The sequence below is a fragment of the Nitrospirota bacterium genome (assembly GCA_004296885.1).
Lineage (GTDB): Bacteria > Nitrospirota > Nitrospiria > Nitrospirales > Nitrospiraceae > SYGV01.
Map to the genome: position 1 here is coordinate 22,636 of SCVN01000021.1, position 14,988 is coordinate 37,623.

General features: G+C 63.7%; 14 protein-coding genes. 7 read left to right on the forward strand and 7 right to left on the reverse strand.

The window, feature by feature from the left end; translation table 11 throughout:
• Positions 1–33: 33 nt before the first annotated feature.
• A complete protein-coding gene (locus EPO61_12715; protein ID TAJ07590.1) occupies positions 34–1,374 on the reverse strand; it encodes a hypothetical protein in 1,341 nt (446 codons plus the stop codon).
• 122 nt (positions 1,375–1,496) lie between these two features.
• Here EPO61_12715 and EPO61_12720 point away from each other — a divergent pair, with 122 nt between their 5' ends.
• From EPO61_12720 to EPO61_12730, 3 genes are all read left to right on the forward strand, one after another.
• On the forward strand, positions 1,497–2,486 hold the full coding sequence (locus EPO61_12720) for a hypothetical protein (GenBank protein ID TAJ07591.1): 990 nt from the start codon (positions 1,497–1,499) through the stop codon (positions 2,484–2,486).
• A 79-nt stretch (positions 2,487–2,565) separates the two neighbouring features.
• Positions 2,566–2,805, forward strand: a complete 240-nt coding sequence (locus EPO61_12725) for a CDGSH iron-sulfur domain-containing protein (protein TAJ07592.1) — start codon at positions 2,566–2,568, stop codon at positions 2,803–2,805.
• Between the two features lie 46 nt (positions 2,806–2,851).
• On the forward strand, positions 2,852–3,493 hold the full coding sequence (locus EPO61_12730) for a DNA-3-methyladenine glycosylase 2 family protein (GenBank protein ID TAJ07615.1): 642 nt from the start codon (positions 2,852–2,854) through the stop codon (positions 3,491–3,493).
• 8 nt (positions 3,494–3,501) lie between these two features.
• Here EPO61_12730 and EPO61_12735 read toward each other — a convergent pair whose 3' ends face one another.
• On the reverse strand, positions 3,502–4,140 hold the full coding sequence (locus EPO61_12735) for a DedA family protein (protein ID TAJ07593.1): 639 nt from the start codon (positions 4,138–4,140) through the stop codon (positions 3,502–3,504).
• A 309-nt stretch (positions 4,141–4,449) separates the two neighbouring features.
• Between EPO61_12735 and EPO61_12740 the strand changes: the two genes are divergently transcribed.
• Together EPO61_12740 and EPO61_12745 are read left to right on the forward strand one after the other, a co-directional pair.
• Positions 4,450–4,791: a PilZ domain-containing protein gene (locus EPO61_12740; GenBank protein TAJ07594.1), complete on the forward strand. Its 342-nt coding sequence runs from the start codon at positions 4,450–4,452 to the stop codon at positions 4,789–4,791.
• Positions 4,792–4,922: 131 nt separating this feature from the next.
• Entirely contained in the window at positions 4,923–5,111 is a 189-nt protein-coding gene (locus tag EPO61_12745; protein TAJ07595.1) for a hypothetical protein, read from the forward strand.
• A 101-nt stretch (positions 5,112–5,212) separates the two neighbouring features.
• On the opposite strand, the gene EPO61_12750 is transcribed toward EPO61_12745, so the two are convergent.
• Positions 5,213–5,938, reverse strand: a complete 726-nt coding sequence (locus tag EPO61_12750) for an arylesterase (GenBank protein TAJ07596.1) — start codon at positions 5,936–5,938, stop codon at positions 5,213–5,215.
• 126 nt (positions 5,939–6,064) lie between these two features.
• Here EPO61_12750 and EPO61_12755 point away from each other — a divergent pair, with 126 nt between their 5' ends.
• Positions 6,065–6,769, forward strand: a complete 705-nt coding sequence (locus EPO61_12755) for an ABC transporter ATP-binding protein (protein ID TAJ07597.1) — start codon at positions 6,065–6,067, stop codon at positions 6,767–6,769.
• Positions 6,766–9,591 (forward strand): FtsX-like permease family protein, encoded by a 2,826-nt coding sequence (locus tag EPO61_12760; protein ID TAJ07598.1) that lies wholly within the window; start codon positions 6,766–6,768, stop codon positions 9,589–9,591. The genes EPO61_12755 and EPO61_12760 overlap by 4 nt, the downstream gene beginning before the upstream one ends.
• 20 nt (positions 9,592–9,611) lie before the next feature.
• Here the strand turns inward: EPO61_12760 and EPO61_12765 are convergent, their stop codons facing one another.
• From EPO61_12765 to pgl, 4 genes are read right to left on the reverse strand one after another with little or no spacing between them, the layout of a single operon-like run.
• Positions 9,612–12,395, reverse strand: a complete 2,784-nt coding sequence (locus tag EPO61_12765; protein ID TAJ07599.1) for a M1 family peptidase — start codon at positions 12,393–12,395, stop codon at positions 9,612–9,614.
• A 21-nt stretch (positions 12,396–12,416) separates the two neighbouring features.
• Positions 12,417–13,133, reverse strand: a complete 717-nt coding sequence (gene rpiA, locus EPO61_12770) for a ribose-5-phosphate isomerase RpiA (GenBank protein ID TAJ07600.1) — start codon at positions 13,131–13,133, stop codon at positions 12,417–12,419.
• Entirely contained in the window at positions 13,130–14,203 is a 1,074-nt protein-coding gene (glk, locus tag EPO61_12775; protein TAJ07601.1) for a glucokinase, read from the reverse strand. The genes rpiA and glk overlap by 4 nt, the downstream gene beginning before the upstream one ends.
• Positions 14,204–14,986 carry a 6-phosphogluconolactonase gene (gene pgl, locus EPO61_12780; GenBank protein ID TAJ07616.1) on the reverse strand — a complete coding sequence of 261 codons (783 nt, stop codon included), beginning with the start codon at positions 14,984–14,986 and terminating at the stop codon, positions 14,204–14,206.
• Positions 14,987–14,988 lie beyond the last annotated feature (2 nt).

Here is a 14,988-nt window from a genome sequence, read left to right on the forward strand (position 1 = left end):
TCTCGCCGATTCTCACTGTTTATTGTGAGCTGGTTATTGTGAGCTGGCGCCATGCTCCGGCACAAGCAGCAGGAACCAAGGCGATGCTTCGTCTTTCATGTCCTTGAAGAGCCGGGCGGTGCGACCGGCCGGCAGCCCTTCGAAGGTTGCGCCACGGCGAATCTCGACATGCCGGAATCGGTAGGGGGCTCGCGATCCGCCGCGCTGATCCACTCTACGGGGAAAGTCCTGCCGTAGATTCGTCAGGCTGGCCAAGTCCAGGGATTGGCCGACCGGCAAGGCCGAGAGCCGCGCATAGAGAGAGCCGAATACCTTCGGCAAGTTGGCCTGGGTGAAGATCACGTCTGCCGGCCGGCACCGTTCATCCGCCGGAAGTTGCGCCAGGATTTCCCAAAACACCTCATTGTCCACCGCCCCCAGGACACAGAGTTGACCCTTGCCGGCCATCAATTCCAACAAGGCCAGCGGGCCCTTGATGTCGAACTTCCAGGGCGGAAACAACAGGGCCTTGTCCCCGTCGAGCACCTCCAAGGCTTCTTCGCCCTGGACGCGGATTTTTCGAAAATGGCCCTTGGTCTTTCGAAGGTGGGCCTCGATGACCGAGGCAGAGAGGCGCGAAGGCTCATAGGCCACCGCCGGCGTTGGCGGGGCATTGCAGGTGACGATCGTATAGTAAGGCAGGAGTTTCTTGAGTTGGCGCAGATCGAAGCAGTCCTGGTTGCCCCAGTACCGAAAGTCGAGTGTCCCCGGCGCATAGCCACGCAGCCGGGCCAATCGTTCCGGATCGGCCTGTAGCGGACCGGCCAGTTTCGAACTCGGATCAATCCGGTCCACGCAATGCAGCGCCAGCGGGTTGCCTTGCGACTGAAGCGGTGGGAGATAACGGGCCACGACTTCGTCGGCAAAGGTCAGATCGCCGGCTCCCAGATCGAGCAGCGAAGCCGCCTCCGCCTGGAGCAGCAGATCATAGGGATTGCGGTTGGCGCGGACGAAGGCTTCGATCTCCTGTTCGGTCATCGAAGTGACAGGCATGGCGGCCGATGGCGAGTCGGCGATCTTGAACAGGACGCAGAGAGAGCGCACCGCCTTGGTGGCTGGCAGCCCGGTCAGGTGTGTCAGCCGGTCGGCCGAGAGGTCCTGAACCCGCTCGACCGATCCGCCCTGTAGCGCGGCAAGCAATGCCTGCCGCAATGGCGGAGGGGCGGAGGAGGCCTGGATGGCGGAGACAAGCCGGGGCAAGGTGGCGCACAGATGGGCCTGCCCGACCAGGCGACTGGAGGATGCCCAGGCCTCGGGTCGTTCAATGCGCGACCGGGTGAGCTGGGCTTTGAACTCGGTGAGCAGAGCGGCGTCAAGCTGCGGATCGGGTGTCATCTGGCAGGGAACAACCTTTAACGTTGTGCTGCGGGGAGAGCCACGAGCAGCATAGCCTTGCCCTTCCGGTCCGTCAAGGCCGTGGCTTGCTGTTGGTGGCTTGCTGTGGTAAGCAGCTGACCATGAGATGGACGTTCCTTGTTGCGCCGGTCCTCGTCGTTGCACTCGTCTGCCCGAGTGCCTTCTCTGCCGATGGTCCGTCAGCCGGTGCAGTCGCGGCGCCGGTCTTTCAGGAATGGCAGATCTGGGAGGTCAAAACCGGCCTGGTCCTGTCTTTTGAGGAACTGATCGGGGCCCTGGGCCCACTCGACGTCATCTATCTCGGCGAGGAGCACCATAATCAATGGCATGTCGAGGCTGCGCGCCAGATTCTCCAGGCGCTATTGCTTCAAGGGCTGCATCCGATCCTGGCGCTGGAAATGTTCGGGTGGGACGGGCAGGCGGCACTGGACCGGTACCTGACGGACAAGGAATGGGGGAAGGACTCGTTCCTCAAGGAGTCGCATTGGGCGCAGAGCTGGGGTGGTTCCTTCGGGGACTATGAACCGCTGGTGGCCCTTGCCCGCGCGCAAGGGCTTCCGGTGCTGGCGCTGAATCCGCCCAAGCCGCTTGTGAGGCTGGTGGCCAAGCAGGGATTGGCGCAAACCTTGACCGATCCGGAGATGACACGCTGGGGGATGCAGGGCGAAGTCCTGGTGGACGAGCCGGCCTATCACGACATGATCGTGAAGCCGCTGCGGCAATGTCATGGCGGCCTGTCCGATGACGCCTATCAACGGATGTACGAAGCCTCCATGTTCCGCGACGAGGGGATGGCCAAAGTCATCGCGGAAGCCTTGCGCCGGGAGCACACGAGCATTGTTGCGGAGGCAAACTCGAAGTCCGGCCCGATCGTCAGCTACACAGGCGGGGGACATATCCAGTATCAGTTGCCTGTGCCCAACCGGGTCCGCAGGCGGCGCGAGGGAGCGGTCAAGCAAGCGACCATCTATCTTACTTCTTTCGAGCCCAGCCGTGCGGAGGAGCTGCGCAGCCTCATGCAGGAATCCGTGGCCGATTATCTGTGGCTCACGCCGATCGGGGCCCAGGGCGCGCCCAAGCGCTGCCGGTAATTTTGCCGTTCCCTTCTCTTTCAACTATCGAGTACAATGCCTCCGTTCGCACCTCACGTGCATTGTTAAGGAGAAGAACATGGCCGATGAAGTCGTCATTGCGCAGCGGACTCCATATGTGATGGAGGTTGGCCCGGGCAAGGTTTACTGGTGCCGGTGCGGTCGTTCGAAGAACCAACCCTTTTGCGACGGCTCCCATACGGGCACGTCATTCACGCCGATGGAAGTGGAATTTACCGAAAAGAAGCGGGTCGCCTTCTGCGGATGCAAGCACACGAAGAAGCCGCCGTTCTGCGACGGCACGCATTCCCGCCTGTAACCCCCGCTCTTCTCAAACCCGATCAGGTGGATAAGCCGTGGCGCTGCTGAACCCCCGCCCGTCTCGGCGCCGCGTCGGCCGGGCCGATCGTCACCGGGCGGTCGTGCGGCATCTGAGCCGGGCCGACCCGGGCCTCGGCCGGATCATCGCCCGCATCGGCCCCTGCACGCTCAGGCCGCGCCGCGCCTACTTTGCGACGCTCTGCGATTCCATCATCTCCCAGCAACTCTCCACCCGCGTGGCCGAGGTCATCTTCGCGCGATTCGTCGCGCTCTACCCAAAGCAGCGTCCGACGCCGGCGGCCGTGGCGAAAACGCCGCTCCCGCGCCTCAGGGCGATCGGGCTGTCACGCCAGAAAGCCGGCTATCTCAAGGATCTGGCCGCAGGATTTCAGGATGGGCGCGTGCAGCCAGGCCGTCTGGCGCGCCAATCGAACGAAGAGATCGTCGACGCACTGGTATCGGTCCATGGCATCGGGCGCTGGACCGCGGAGATGTTCCTGATCTTTTCGCTGAACCGGTTAGACGTGTTGCCCGTGGATGATTTGGGAATCAGAAAGGCGATTCAGCGTTGGTACGGCTTCAAGACCTTGCCGGCCGCAAGGACGATCCGGAGGATTGGCCGTCCCTGGCATCCCTACGAGACGGTTGCTTCCTGGTATCTCTGGCGGAGCTTGCGGATGGATTGACGGGCCTGTCACGAACCAGCGGAGGCGGGTTTGGCAGTGAGCCGCATCACCAGGACATAGAGGACGCACAGCAGGAGCGCAAACCCTCCCACCAAACGCGATTTTTGCTGGAGCACCCCGACTAGCTGCGAAGGATTCTGCACCAAGTCCGGCTGGCTGCCCAGCAGGTCGCCGCCGAACCAGGCCAGGACCCAACACCAGAGCCCGGCACCGATGATCGTCATTGCACTGTAGAGGCCGAACGGCATGCGCACCAGACCGGCCGGAATGCCGATCAAGTGCCGGACCACCGGTACGAGACGGGCAAAGAACACTCCGCCTGCTTCATATCGAGCCAGCCAACGCTCCGCCCGCAGCAGCTTGTCTTCCGGGCAGAACAGATACTTCCCGTAGCGAACCAATAATGGGCGTCCCAGCCAGCGAGCCGCCCAGTAGGTCGCGGTAGCACCGAGGTAACTTCCCAGGGTTCCGGCGAGCACGACGCCGACAAAACTGTAGCGGCCTTGTGTGGCCCAGTAGGCGGCGGGCGGGATCACCACTTCGCTGGGAATGGGGAAGATCGAGCTCTCCATGGCCATCAGCAGGATGATACCCGGGTAGCCCCAGTCATGGACCCATTGAAACCAGATACCAACCCACTGCGACATGGATAAACCCCTTTCAGCTCGACAAAGCGGCGATTGTACGCAGTGGATGTGGAGATTTCCACAAGAATTCCAGTTGGTTCCGGACTTGTCTTGCAGAGAGGCTGATAAGTTCCGTGTTTGAGGTGGAGAAGTTCTCGAGAAGCGGCCTTGAAGCCCATGTCCGACGACCAACTTCGGATAGGTAAAGTTTCGAGGAAATCGGACGATAAGAGAGAAGAGAGGTGAGGGGTTTCTTGTGCTGGCCTCCTCGCGATGGAGGCAGGAGGGCGATAGATCGCGGAATAGCCAGTGTCAACGAGGGGGGAGACCATGGCTACATGCAAAGTTGATGTGGAGCGACGTGATTATTTCAGGATTAACATGGCCTTGCCGGTGGCATACTGGCGCGAGACCGACCATGTCCAGACTCGGCTCGATCTGATGCCCGTGAATATCTCCGGGAGCGGGATGCGGTTTGTCGCGGAACGTTCCATGGCGGTGGGCGACACGGTTTCGATCCGGATCGGGTTGCCGAACGGAATCGTGCCGGCGCGGGCGAAGGTTGTCCGCGTCCAGGGACAGGCGGAGATAGGCTCTTCGATCTCTATGCAGTTCACGGCCATCGGGAGCCACGATCAGGAGCGATTGCTGGAGTATATATTTGCCGCGTAAGAGAGCCGGTTTGTGGGGTTACAACCAGGTCCGCACATCCCCCTTGCGTCCACCCCTGACAATTCTGTAGAATTCGCCCCGTTTACCGCCTTCCGTCTGGCGGGAGGGGTAGGTCACACAGGAGGGGTCCCATGAGCAAAAAATTAGCAGGTGTTCTGAGTGCGTGCGGGTCGGTGCTGTTGAGTGCGTCCCTGGCGATGGCCAATGCGCCGTCCGGCGACCATCCGCCCGATTATAGCGGCGTGACGGGCCTCTATTACACGATCATCGGCTTGATCCTCGCCTACGGCGTCTACGATACTTTCTTGAAGAAGTCCTGATTCATTCAGGTCTCTTTCGATCTCCAGGCAGTTGGCGCATGGTTGGGCACCCGTCCGGCCATGCGCTGTGCTGTGCTTATCCCGTCACCTTATATACTCCGCTACGAACGGGCTGGCATCGGCTTCTCCAGCAGCGGCTCCAAGACCGACATCAGGTGATCCACGACCAGTCGGTAGCCCTCTCTCGTCGGGTGAATGCCGTCGGCTTGGTTGAGCGCCGGATGGGCCGCCACCCCTTCCAGGAAAAACGGCAGATAGGTCGCGCGATATTTTTTCGCCAGGTTTCCATAGAGCGTTGTAAACCGTCCCGCATAGTCGACGCCATAGTTGGGCGGGAGTTTCATTCCGGCCAGGACCACCGTCACGCCGGCTTCCTGGAGCCGTTGGAGCATCTGCGCAAGGTTGGCGCTCGTTTCCTCGAGGTTCAGGCCGCGCAGCCCGTCGTTCGCGCCGAGTTCCACGATGACGATGCGGGGCCGGCTTTTCAGCACCCAATCGATCCGTCGCACCCCGCCTGCCGTCGTATCCCCGCTGACCCCCGCATTGATCACCTCGTAGCGATACCCGGCTTGATCGAGTCTCCGCTGGAGTTGAGCGGGATAGGAATCTTCGGCCGATACTCCGAACCCGGCCGTCAGACTGTCGCCGAAGGCCACGATCTTCGGACGCTCGGCGCGCGGGATGGCGCGGCTTCGTCCCGGCTGACCGGTGACGTCGGTGCCCAGCCGTTGGCCGATCCCTTCGCTGGGAGTATTCGAAAGGCTTGAGGCTGTGCGGGAATCGGACGGCTGTTCGCAGCCGACAAGGAACGTCCAAGCCACGCTCATCGCCAGCGTGAGGACAGCGTGCTGAAGCGAACGTGCGTCTGGTTGGAAGAAGAACGTTGTGAAAAACCGCATGGGGTATAATAATGCCTTTAGGCCGCTGGTGCATCATCGAATCGAGGGTCGGGCATGATTGCGATCACGCATCTGTTTATGTGTCTCAGCGCCGGCGGGCATCCGGTCACCATCCTCAACAACATTTCGCTGGAGATTCCCGACAAGCAGATGGTCGCCATCGTCGGGCCGTCCGGCAGCGGCAAGTCCACGCTGCTTGGACTGCTGGCCGGCCTGGATAAGCCCACCTCCGGCTCCATCTTCTTGGACGGCGTCGACATCACGGCCTTGGCCGAAAGCGAGATGGCCCGGTATCGGCGGCAGAAGATCGGCTACATCTTTCAGTCCTTCCATTTGATTCCCACCTTGACCGCGCGGGAGAACGTGGCGATCCCGCTGGAATTGGCCGGCAGTCCGCAGGCCAACGGGCGCGCGGCTGAGTTGTTGGCCGCCGTGGGCTTGCGGGACCGGCAGGACCATTATCCGGTGCAGCTCTCGGGCGGCGAACAGCAACGGGTGGCCGTGGCCCGCGCCTTCGCCTGCCGCCCGCCCATCCTGCTGGCGGACGAACCGACCGGCAATTTGGACAGCGCCACGGGCCGCCAGGTCATCGAGTTGCTGCTGGCGCTCAACCGCGACCAGGGCAGCACGCTCATTCTCGTCACCCACGACCAGACGCTCGCCTCCCACGCCGAACGCATCATCACCCTTCGCGACGGCCGCATCGAATCGGACAGTTGCGCACATCTCTTCTCGCCGTCTTCCGGAGTGCAAGGGTGATCGCCTTTCCCCTGCGCATGGCTTGGCGGGAGACGCGGGCGGCCTGGCGGCACTTCCTCTACTTCTTCGCCTGCATCGCCGTGGGCGTCGGGGCGTTGGTCGGCGTGGCCCTGTTCGGCGTGAACGTCGAGCGGGCCGTGTCCAAGGAAGCCCGTGCCTTGATGGCGGGCGATCTCGAAGTGCGGGTCTCACGACAGATGAGCCAGGCCGGTGAGGATCTGCTGCAGTCGCTGAGCCTGCGCGGCATCGAGACGACGCATGTCAGCGAGCTGGTGGGCATGGCGTCTGTGCCCCATGCCCCGCTACCTGTCGTTCCGGGGATGCGCGCGGTCACGCACGTGTCGCAGATCGTCGAACTCAAAGCCATCGGGGCTGGCTACCCCTTCTATGGGACGCTCAAGGTAGAGCCGGACCGGCCCCTCCAAGAATTGCTGCACCCGCCGGCCGGCGTCTGTCCCTCTGTCCAACCCATCGTCCCGTCTCCGACGCCGCAACCCACGCCGGCCAAGAAAAAGCGGCCGCGCAAGAAGGCGGCGGAGGCCGTCGCGCCCCAGCCGCCTGCGCCGGCTCCCTGTCATGGGATGGTCGTTCAGGACAGCCTGCTGATCCGCATGGGGCTGAAAGTGGGCGATCAGCTCAAGGTCGGGGAGGGCCGGTTTACGATCACCGGACTGGTGCGCAAGGAGCCGGATCGGACAGCCGGGGCGTTCAGTTTGGGGCCGAGGGTGTTCATCTCGCGCGAGGGCTTGGCCGGGACCGACCTCATCAAGCTGGGCAGCCGCGTCCGCGAACGGTACCTCCTGCGCGTCCCCGCCTCGATGCCGGTTACGCCGCTGCTGCACGAACTGCGCGGGCGGTTGGCCTCGGAATCGGCCCGTGTCATCCCCTTTCAAGATGCGCAGCCGCAGCTCCGTGGGTTTCTCGATCAACTGACCCGGTACCTGGGCCTGGTCGGCTTGACCGCGCTCTTTGTGGGAGGGATCGGCGTCGCCAGCACGATGCAGGCTTTCTTGCGCGAGAAGCTCCAGACGATCGCCATTTTGAAGACAGTCGGAGCCGAGTCGGGGACGATTCTGCAAACCTATCTGCTGCAGGCCTTCCTGCTCAGTCTGGTCGGAAGCCTGGCTGGCCTGGCCATGGGCGTCGCGGCGCAAAGCGCCTTGCCCGCCATCCTGTCCAATTTTTTGCCCATCGATGAGATGGCGGTGCCCGCCGGCCTGTCCGGCGCATCAGTTCCGGCCCTGGTCAAAGGTCTGGCCATGGGGCTCTTGACCACGCTGCTCTTCGCGCTCTGGCCGTTGCTGGGCATCCGCGACATCCGTCCGGCCCTGATCTTTCGCCGCGACGTGACACAGCCGGCCGGAATTTCCGTAGCTGGTCAGGCGAGCCGCGACGTGCTGTCCTTGTGGCGCTCCGCTACGTGGCGCAGCCGGCTCGATCCCTTGCGTCTCGCGATGGCTGCGGGGATTCTTCTCTGTCTCGCCGGCCTCTCCGTCTGGCAGGCCGGCAATCGGAACGTGGGGCTGTTGTTCATCGGCGCCCTGGTCGCCGCCATCTGTTTTCTGCGACTGGCGGCATTCCTCCTGGTGCGCAGCCTCCGGTCGATTGCCCGGGTGCAGTCGTTGACGCTTCGCTACGCCGTCGGCAATTTGCACCGCCCGGGCAATCAAGCGGCCGGGGTCATGGTGTCCATCGGGATCGGCGTCATGGTCATCGTGACGGTCTCGTTATTGGAGCGGGCCCTGGTGGACCAGGTGGGTGAGCAGCGGCCCAAGGAATCGCCTTCCTTCTTTTTTATCGACATCCAGCCGGACCAGAGAGCCTCGTTCCTGGCCCTGATGCAGGAGCGGATGCCGGAGGCGAAAGTCGAGGCCACGCCGCTCGTCCGTTCCCGGCTCTATGCCGTGAACGGCCGGTTGGTTGAAACCGAAGAGGCGATGGAGCAACGGTTGCCCGCCGACTCGGACGAGGCCCGGCGCGAAAAAGAAAAACAGGCGCGGAAGACCTGGTACTTCACGCGAGAATATGTGCTCACGCAAGGGGACGCGTTGCCGAAGGACAACCGGTTGATCAAAGGCACCTGGTGGCAACCAGGCGAACGTCCGGCCAAACCGTTGGTCTCGATGGAAGAGGATGCGGCGAAGCACCTGGGGCTGGACCTTGGCGGTACGGTGACGCTCGATATCCAAGGCGTGACGGTGGAAGCCACCGTCAGCAGCATCCGGCGGGTCGAATGGGGCAACTTCTCGACGAACTTCTACATGATTCTCTCACCGGGCTCGTTGGACGCGGCGCCGATGACCTACGTGGCCACGATCAAAGTCCCGCCGCAGGAGGAAGTCCCGCTCCAGCAGGCGGTCGTGTCGGCCTTCCCGAACGTGACGGCCATCAACATCGGCGATGTGTTGGACAGTCTGGCGCGCATCCTCGAACGGCTGGCGGTGGCGATGCGGGCGGTGGCGCTGTTCTGCGTGCTGACCGGAGGGATTGTGATGGGCGCCGCTCTGGCGGCGACGCGCTACCGGAGGCTGTACGAGTCGGTGATCCTGAAAGCCTTGGGAGCGACCCGCGGGCTGATCGCGCAGGCGTTTGCGATCGAATATGTCCTGCTCGGTTCCGTGGCCGGGGCCATCGGCTTGCTCCTCTCCATCGGGCTCTCCTGGGCTCTGCTCTATTTCATCTTCGACCTGCCCTGGCACCTCCAGCCGGATATTCTCGCAGCCGGCTTCGTCCTGACCCTCTTGCTGACGTTGGCCGTCGGCTTCTTGAGCACGTTCCGGCTCCTCGGCCAGCGGCCGCTCACTGTATTAAGACATGAATAGGGCTACTGATGTGAGAGGATTTAGAGATGCTGCGAGAGGGCTGTTCCCGCTCGCTGATGTAGCGTCACCGCGATGCGGAGTTGTTCGAGGTACTGTTCCAGTGTCTTTCCACCCAGGTCGATTTTTCGGTCGGCGATGAAGCGGTGGACGTCCTGCTCCAGTTCCGGTGTGGCCAGTCCGACGATCCCTTCCAGCATCCGGCGGAGTCCCTGTTTCGGGAAGAGCTGATCCATCCGCTCCCAATTCGCTTTGACGAAGTCCCAGGCCAACTCGCGGCCATAGACGTTCGTCAACACCAGCCGAATGATGAAGGGCGCGTCCTGCGTGCGAATTTCGCCGCTGAGCGCGCGGGCCAAAGTCTGTTCCAACAACGGCACCGGTTTGAACGCAGCCAGGGCGTAGAGGTACCGGCGCTCTTCTTGCGGCGTGGCGGCCTTGTGGAAGCGCGAGAGGAAGTCCTCGTATCGGGCCGCATCGCCGACATGAGCCAGGATGGCGATGAGGCTGGGCAGCAGGTTTTGGTCCACCACCGTCGGCTGCGTGAGTGACGCGGCATAGAGTTCCGAGGCCCGGCTCTGCACCGCCGGATCGTTGCCGATGGTGCCGACCGCCCGCAGCAGGTCGGCGCGCAGTTGCTTGGTCAGCTCACTTTCGCCGGACTGAGGCGTCCAGCCTAGTTCGGCCACCGCCGGGCCGACCCGGTCCCGCACGAGCGCCTCCAGCTTCGGCCGGTCGGCCGGTTGGATGATCCGCTTCAACAAGTTAAACGAGTCGATGAGCACCGCCCAGACGTTTTTGTCCCGTTCGCCTCGGAACCGGGCGGTCAGGTCCAGGTAGTCGGGGAGGGGCATGAGCCCGGCGACGGTCGCGGCCCAGGCGTCGTTGACCAGATTGAACCGTTCGATCGCCGCCAGCGTCTCCGGCGCCTGGAGCAGGCGCGCGAGCAGATCCGGCGCGTAGCGCACCCGGTAGAATCCGTGCCCCCCTTCGTTGACCAGGACCGACTCGAAGCCGGGCGGGAGGTCGAGGTGCGTGTCCGCGTCCGTCAACAACAGACGGTGCGTGCGCCTCTGCCCGTTTGCGACGAGGCGCACTTGGAGCGGTACCTGCCATCTCCTGGGGGCGGATGCGGCGCCCGGCTCCGGGTCGGAGAGATAGGTAAAGTGCCGTTGCGACAAGCGCAGGCGGGTTCCGTCGAGCGTGACGCTGATCAAGGGATAGCCCGGCTGGAAGATCCACCCGTCCATGAGGTCGGGAATCGGTCGTTGGGCTGCCTGCCCCAGCGCAATCCAGAGATCGCCCGTGTCGGCGTTTTGGTAGGCATGGGCGCGCAGGTACCGGCGGACGCCCTCGCGGAAGACGTCGGGGCCGATGTGCTGTTCCAGCATGCGCAGGACCGACGCGCCCTTTTCATAGGTCAGCACGTCGAACATGGCGTCCGCGTCCTTCGGCGCATGGACCGGATATTCGATGGGCCGCGAACTGCGCAGCCCGTCCACGGCAAAGGCCGCGGCGCGCGAGACGCTGAAGGTCGTCCACCGTTGCCACTCCGGCTTCCAGGCATCCACGGCCAGCACTTCCATGAAGGTGGCGAAGGCTTCGTTGAGCCAGAGGCCGTTCCACCAGGCCATGGTGACCAGATCGCCGAACCACATGTGGGCGTTCTCGTGCGCCACGACATCGGCGATCCGTTCCAGCTCCGTATGCGTGGCGGCCTGTTCGTTGACCAGCAGGGCCGTCTCGCGGAAGGTAATGGCCCCCAGGTTTTCCATCGCGCCGGAGGCGAAGTCCGGGATGGCCAGGAGGTCCAGCTTGTCGCCCGGATAGGGGAGGCCGTAGTAGTCCTCGAAGAAACCGAGTGAGAAGGAGCCGATTTCACGGCCGAAGGGCGCGAGGTGTTGCTTGCCCGGCACGGACCAGACGCGCAGCTGGGTGGCGCCGATGGCCACCGGTTCCGAGGCCTCCAGCTCGCCCACGACAAACGCGACCAGGTAGGTGGACATGGAAATCGTATCGGCGAAGCGCAGCACCTTTTTCCCGCCCTCGTGCGTTTCGGACAGGACGCCGGCGTTCGAGACGGCGGTCAGAGCCGGATCGATCATGAGGGTCGCGGAGAAGACGGCCTTGAAGTCCGGTTCGTCCCAGCAGGGAAAAGCGCGCCTGGCGTCGGTGGCCTCGAACTGCGTGGCCGCCAGGGACTTGGTCCGGCCGGCCTGGTCCTGGTAGGTGCTGCGGTAGAACCCGCGCAGCTTGTCGTTCAGGGTGCCCTTGAACGCGAGGCGCAGCTTCCAGACGCCCGGGGAAATGGCTTGGGGAAATGTGAGCCGGCACCGTTCCGCCCGTTCGTCCGGCTCGATGCGTCCGGCCAGTGCCGGGCCTGCGTCCTGCGCGATCTGCGCCTCCGTGATCTCCAGCTCGACGGCATTGAGCAGGAGTTCGGCCGTCGGCTCTTTGACCGTGACCGTCACCGTTTCGTTGCCGGCAAAGGTGAAGGCCGCAAGGTCCGGTTCCAGGCGGAGGTCGTAGCGGGTCGGTATGACGTGGCGCGGCAAGCGATATTGGTCCACTCGGTTCCTCTCTTCTGTCGGCATGGGTGGATAGAGAAGTTCGGCGTCCTCTCCCTGGGGCCGTCCGACGAGCCAGGCGCGGGCATCCGCTCCGGACGGATTCACCAACAGGCCGAGGCCCCACAGCCGGATGAGCGACCCGGCTAGCGAGGAGATCGAGGCGAGCGTATGGCGGCGCGTGACGGCTGTGTGCAGGAGGGAAAGCTTGCCGAGAAAGCCGGCGATCCGCTCAAGCATCCCACATTCCGGCGGCCGGGATTACCGTCTCTCGGCTTGTCGGACCTCGATTCCTTGTTGGGTTCCCGCAATCAAGATGTCGGTCCGGCCCACGAAGAGCCCGGTCTCGACCACGCCGGGGATTTCGTTGAGCTTGGTCTCGAATCCGGCCGGATCGTCGATGCGCGCCACGTGCAAGTCCAGGATGTAGTGGCCCGCTTCGGTCTTGAACGGCTGCCCGCCCTTCTCGCGGAGGAGGACTGTGCCCCCGTACCCGAACGCATCGCTGACGGCTTGGATTTGACGTTCGGTGCTGCGCCAGCCGAAGACCGCGACCTCGATGGGCAGGGGAAAGGTGCCGCCCAGGGCCGGCACGCATTTGGACGCGTCCACCACGACGATAAATTGCCGGGCGGCGGCCGCGACGATCTTTTCCCGCAGCAAGGCGCCCCCGCCGCCCTTGATCAAGTTGAGCTGGGGGTCCACCTGGTCCGCTCCGTCGATGGCCACGTCGATCTGCCAGGCCTCGTCATGGTTGAGCAACGCGATCCCCTGGCTCTTGGCCAGCTCGGCCGTCTCGGTCGAGGTCGGGACGCCCTTGATGGCCAGACCGGCCCGGACTTTTTCGCCCAAGGCCAGGACGACATGACGGGCGGTGGAGCCGGTGCCCAGCCCGACGATCTGTCCATGGCGGACATACCCGACGGCCGCCTCGGCGGCCTGGCGCTTGAGTTGATCTGCCTGTTGGGGAGTCGTCATGTGGCTTGTATCGGTTGCAGCCGGCTCGCCACCGAGGCGGCGCCCAGCAGCGCGGTCTTGGGATTCATGATTACGCGCACGGGAATCGAGTTGAGCAGCGCCTTGTACCGGCCCTTGGCGCTGAACGCGCGCATGAAGGTCCCGTCCTTCAGCTTGGGAATTAGTTTGGGCGCAATCCCCCCGCCGACATAGAGACCGTTCAAGGCCAGCGCCTTCAAGGCCAGGTTCCCCGCCTCCGCCCCATAGATGGAGGCGAACATGTCCAGCGCCTGCTGGCAGATTTCCGACTGCCCGGCCAGCCCCACCTCGGCGATCACGGCCGCTGGGTCACCGACCTTGATCCGCTCCGCGAGCCACGTCGGTTCGTTGCGTTTGGTGTCGCGCAGAAATTCATAGATCGCATGCAGCCCGGCCCCCGACAACACCCGCTCGTAGCTCACGTGCAAGTAACTGCTGCGCAGATGGCGGAGCAAATCGATCTCCAGGTCGCTCGTTGGCGCGAAGGACGCATGCCCTCCCTCGGACGGCATGGGATGGTAGCGGGTCCCGTCGCCATACAGAATGGCTTCCCCGAGGCCCGTGCCTGCGGCGATCAAGGCCATGGCGGTTGTGGGCTGAACCGGGCGAGCCGCGCCTGCATTCAACACCACGAACTCGTCCGGTCGCAGCACCAGCAGTCCGTAGGCCGTGGCTTCCAGGTCGTTCAGGAGCCGGACTTGTCCGACCTTGAGGTGTGTGGCCAGGGCCGTCCCATCCACGACCCAGGGGAGATTCGTGGTCTTGCAGCGGTTCTCGATGATCGGGCCCGCGACGCCGAAACAGGCGGCTTCGATGACGGGCGGTTCTTCCGGGGCTTCAGCAACCGGCTCCGGTGCGTCGGCCTCAGCCTCCTCTTCCGCGGGCGCCTCGCTCTTGGCCGGCGGCTTCAGAAACTCGGCAATCACCTCTTCGAGCGACTTGAAGTCGGCGCTGGCGAAGGTGCGTTCCCGCACCGACTCGACCCGCTCGCTCTTCCAATCGAAGATCGCGAGGATGGTTTTTGTTCCACCAATATCCCCTGCAAGTATCATTTACTCCTCATGTGACACGAGCCCTTGCTTCGACAAGGCCAACTCCGATGCGGCGGCCTGATCCAGAAACCAGATCAACCGTCCTTGCTCGGGCCGGATCAGTTGGGCCGGAAGCTGGGCGCGGTCCGTCTCCCGCCCTTCCAGAACTTGCCTGACGACGGCCGCCTTGCCGGCCCCGCTCACCAGAAATACCACGGTCTGGGCCTGGTTGACTATGGGGACGGTGAGGGTCAACCGTTGGGGGACTCTCTTCGGCGACCGGCTGGGCACGACCAGACGGGTCCGTTCGTGCAGCGCCTCTGAGCCGGGGAACAGCGAGGCGGTATGGCCGTCTTCTCCCAAGCCCAACAGGATCAGGTCGAAATGTGGCCAGGCCGGCGGCTTCGTCCCGAACTGTCTGTGCAGCACCGCCTCGTACTCGCGCGCCGCCTGCTCCTGGTCCTTTGCCTCGCCGTGCATGCGAAAGATCCGGTCTGGCTTCACTCCGAGCGGGCGAAAGAGCGTTGCGTCGGCCATGCCGAAGTTGCTCTCCGGATGGTCCGGCGGCACGCCACGTTCGTCGCCGAAAAAAAACTCCACTTTCGTCCAATCCACTTGTTTCGCCAGATCTGGCGTGGCGAGTGCCCTGTGTAATATTGTTGGCGTGGACCCGCCGGACAGGGCGACACGGAAGCGTCCCTTGTTCGGAATGGCTTGATTGCCCAGCCAGACGAACAAATCCGCCGCTTCGGCGGCCAACTCCCGGCCGTTCTCGAGGATACGCAGCTCCGGTCCTGCGTTCATCA

What these genes read in the sequence shown, in the direction of transcription:
- EPO61_12715 (TAJ07590.1), bottom strand. Translation starts at nt 1,374, where the DNA reads ATGACACCCGATCCGCAGCTTGACGCCGCTCTGCTCACCGAGTTCAAA.
- EPO61_12720 (TAJ07591.1), top strand. Translation starts at nt 1,497, where the DNA reads ATGAGATGGACGTTCCTTGTTGCGCCGGTCCTCGTCGTTGCACTCGTC.
- EPO61_12725 (TAJ07592.1), top strand. Translation starts at nt 2,566, where the DNA reads ATGGCCGATGAAGTCGTCATTGCGCAGCGGACTCCATATGTGATGGAG.
- EPO61_12735 (TAJ07593.1), bottom strand. Translation starts at nt 4,140, where the DNA reads ATGTCGCAGTGGGTTGGTATCTGGTTTCAATGGGTCCATGACTGGGGC.
- EPO61_12740 (TAJ07594.1), top strand. Translation starts at nt 4,450, where the DNA reads ATGGCTACATGCAAAGTTGATGTGGAGCGACGTGATTATTTCAGGATT.
- EPO61_12745 (TAJ07595.1), top strand. Translation starts at nt 4,923, where the DNA reads ATGAGCAAAAAATTAGCAGGTGTTCTGAGTGCGTGCGGGTCGGTGCTG.
- EPO61_12750 (TAJ07596.1), bottom strand. Translation starts at nt 5,938, where the DNA reads ATGAGCGTGGCTTGGACGTTCCTTGTCGGCTGCGAACAGCCGTCCGAT.
- EPO61_12755 (TAJ07597.1), top strand. Translation starts at nt 6,065, where the DNA reads ATGATTGCGATCACGCATCTGTTTATGTGTCTCAGCGCCGGCGGGCAT.
- EPO61_12765 (TAJ07599.1), bottom strand. Translation starts at nt 12,395, where the DNA reads ATGCTTGAGCGGATCGCCGGCTTTCTCGGCAAGCTTTCCCTCCTGCAC.
- rpiA (TAJ07600.1), bottom strand. Translation starts at nt 13,133, where the DNA reads ATGACGACTCCCCAACAGGCAGATCAACTCAAGCGCCAGGCCGCCGAG.
- glk (TAJ07601.1), bottom strand. Translation starts at nt 14,203, where the DNA reads ATGATACTTGCAGGGGATATTGGTGGAACAAAAACCATCCTCGCGATC.
- pgl (TAJ07616.1), bottom strand. Translation starts at nt 14,986, where the DNA reads ATGAACGCAGGACCGGAGCTGCGTATCCTCGAGAACGGCCGGGAGTTG.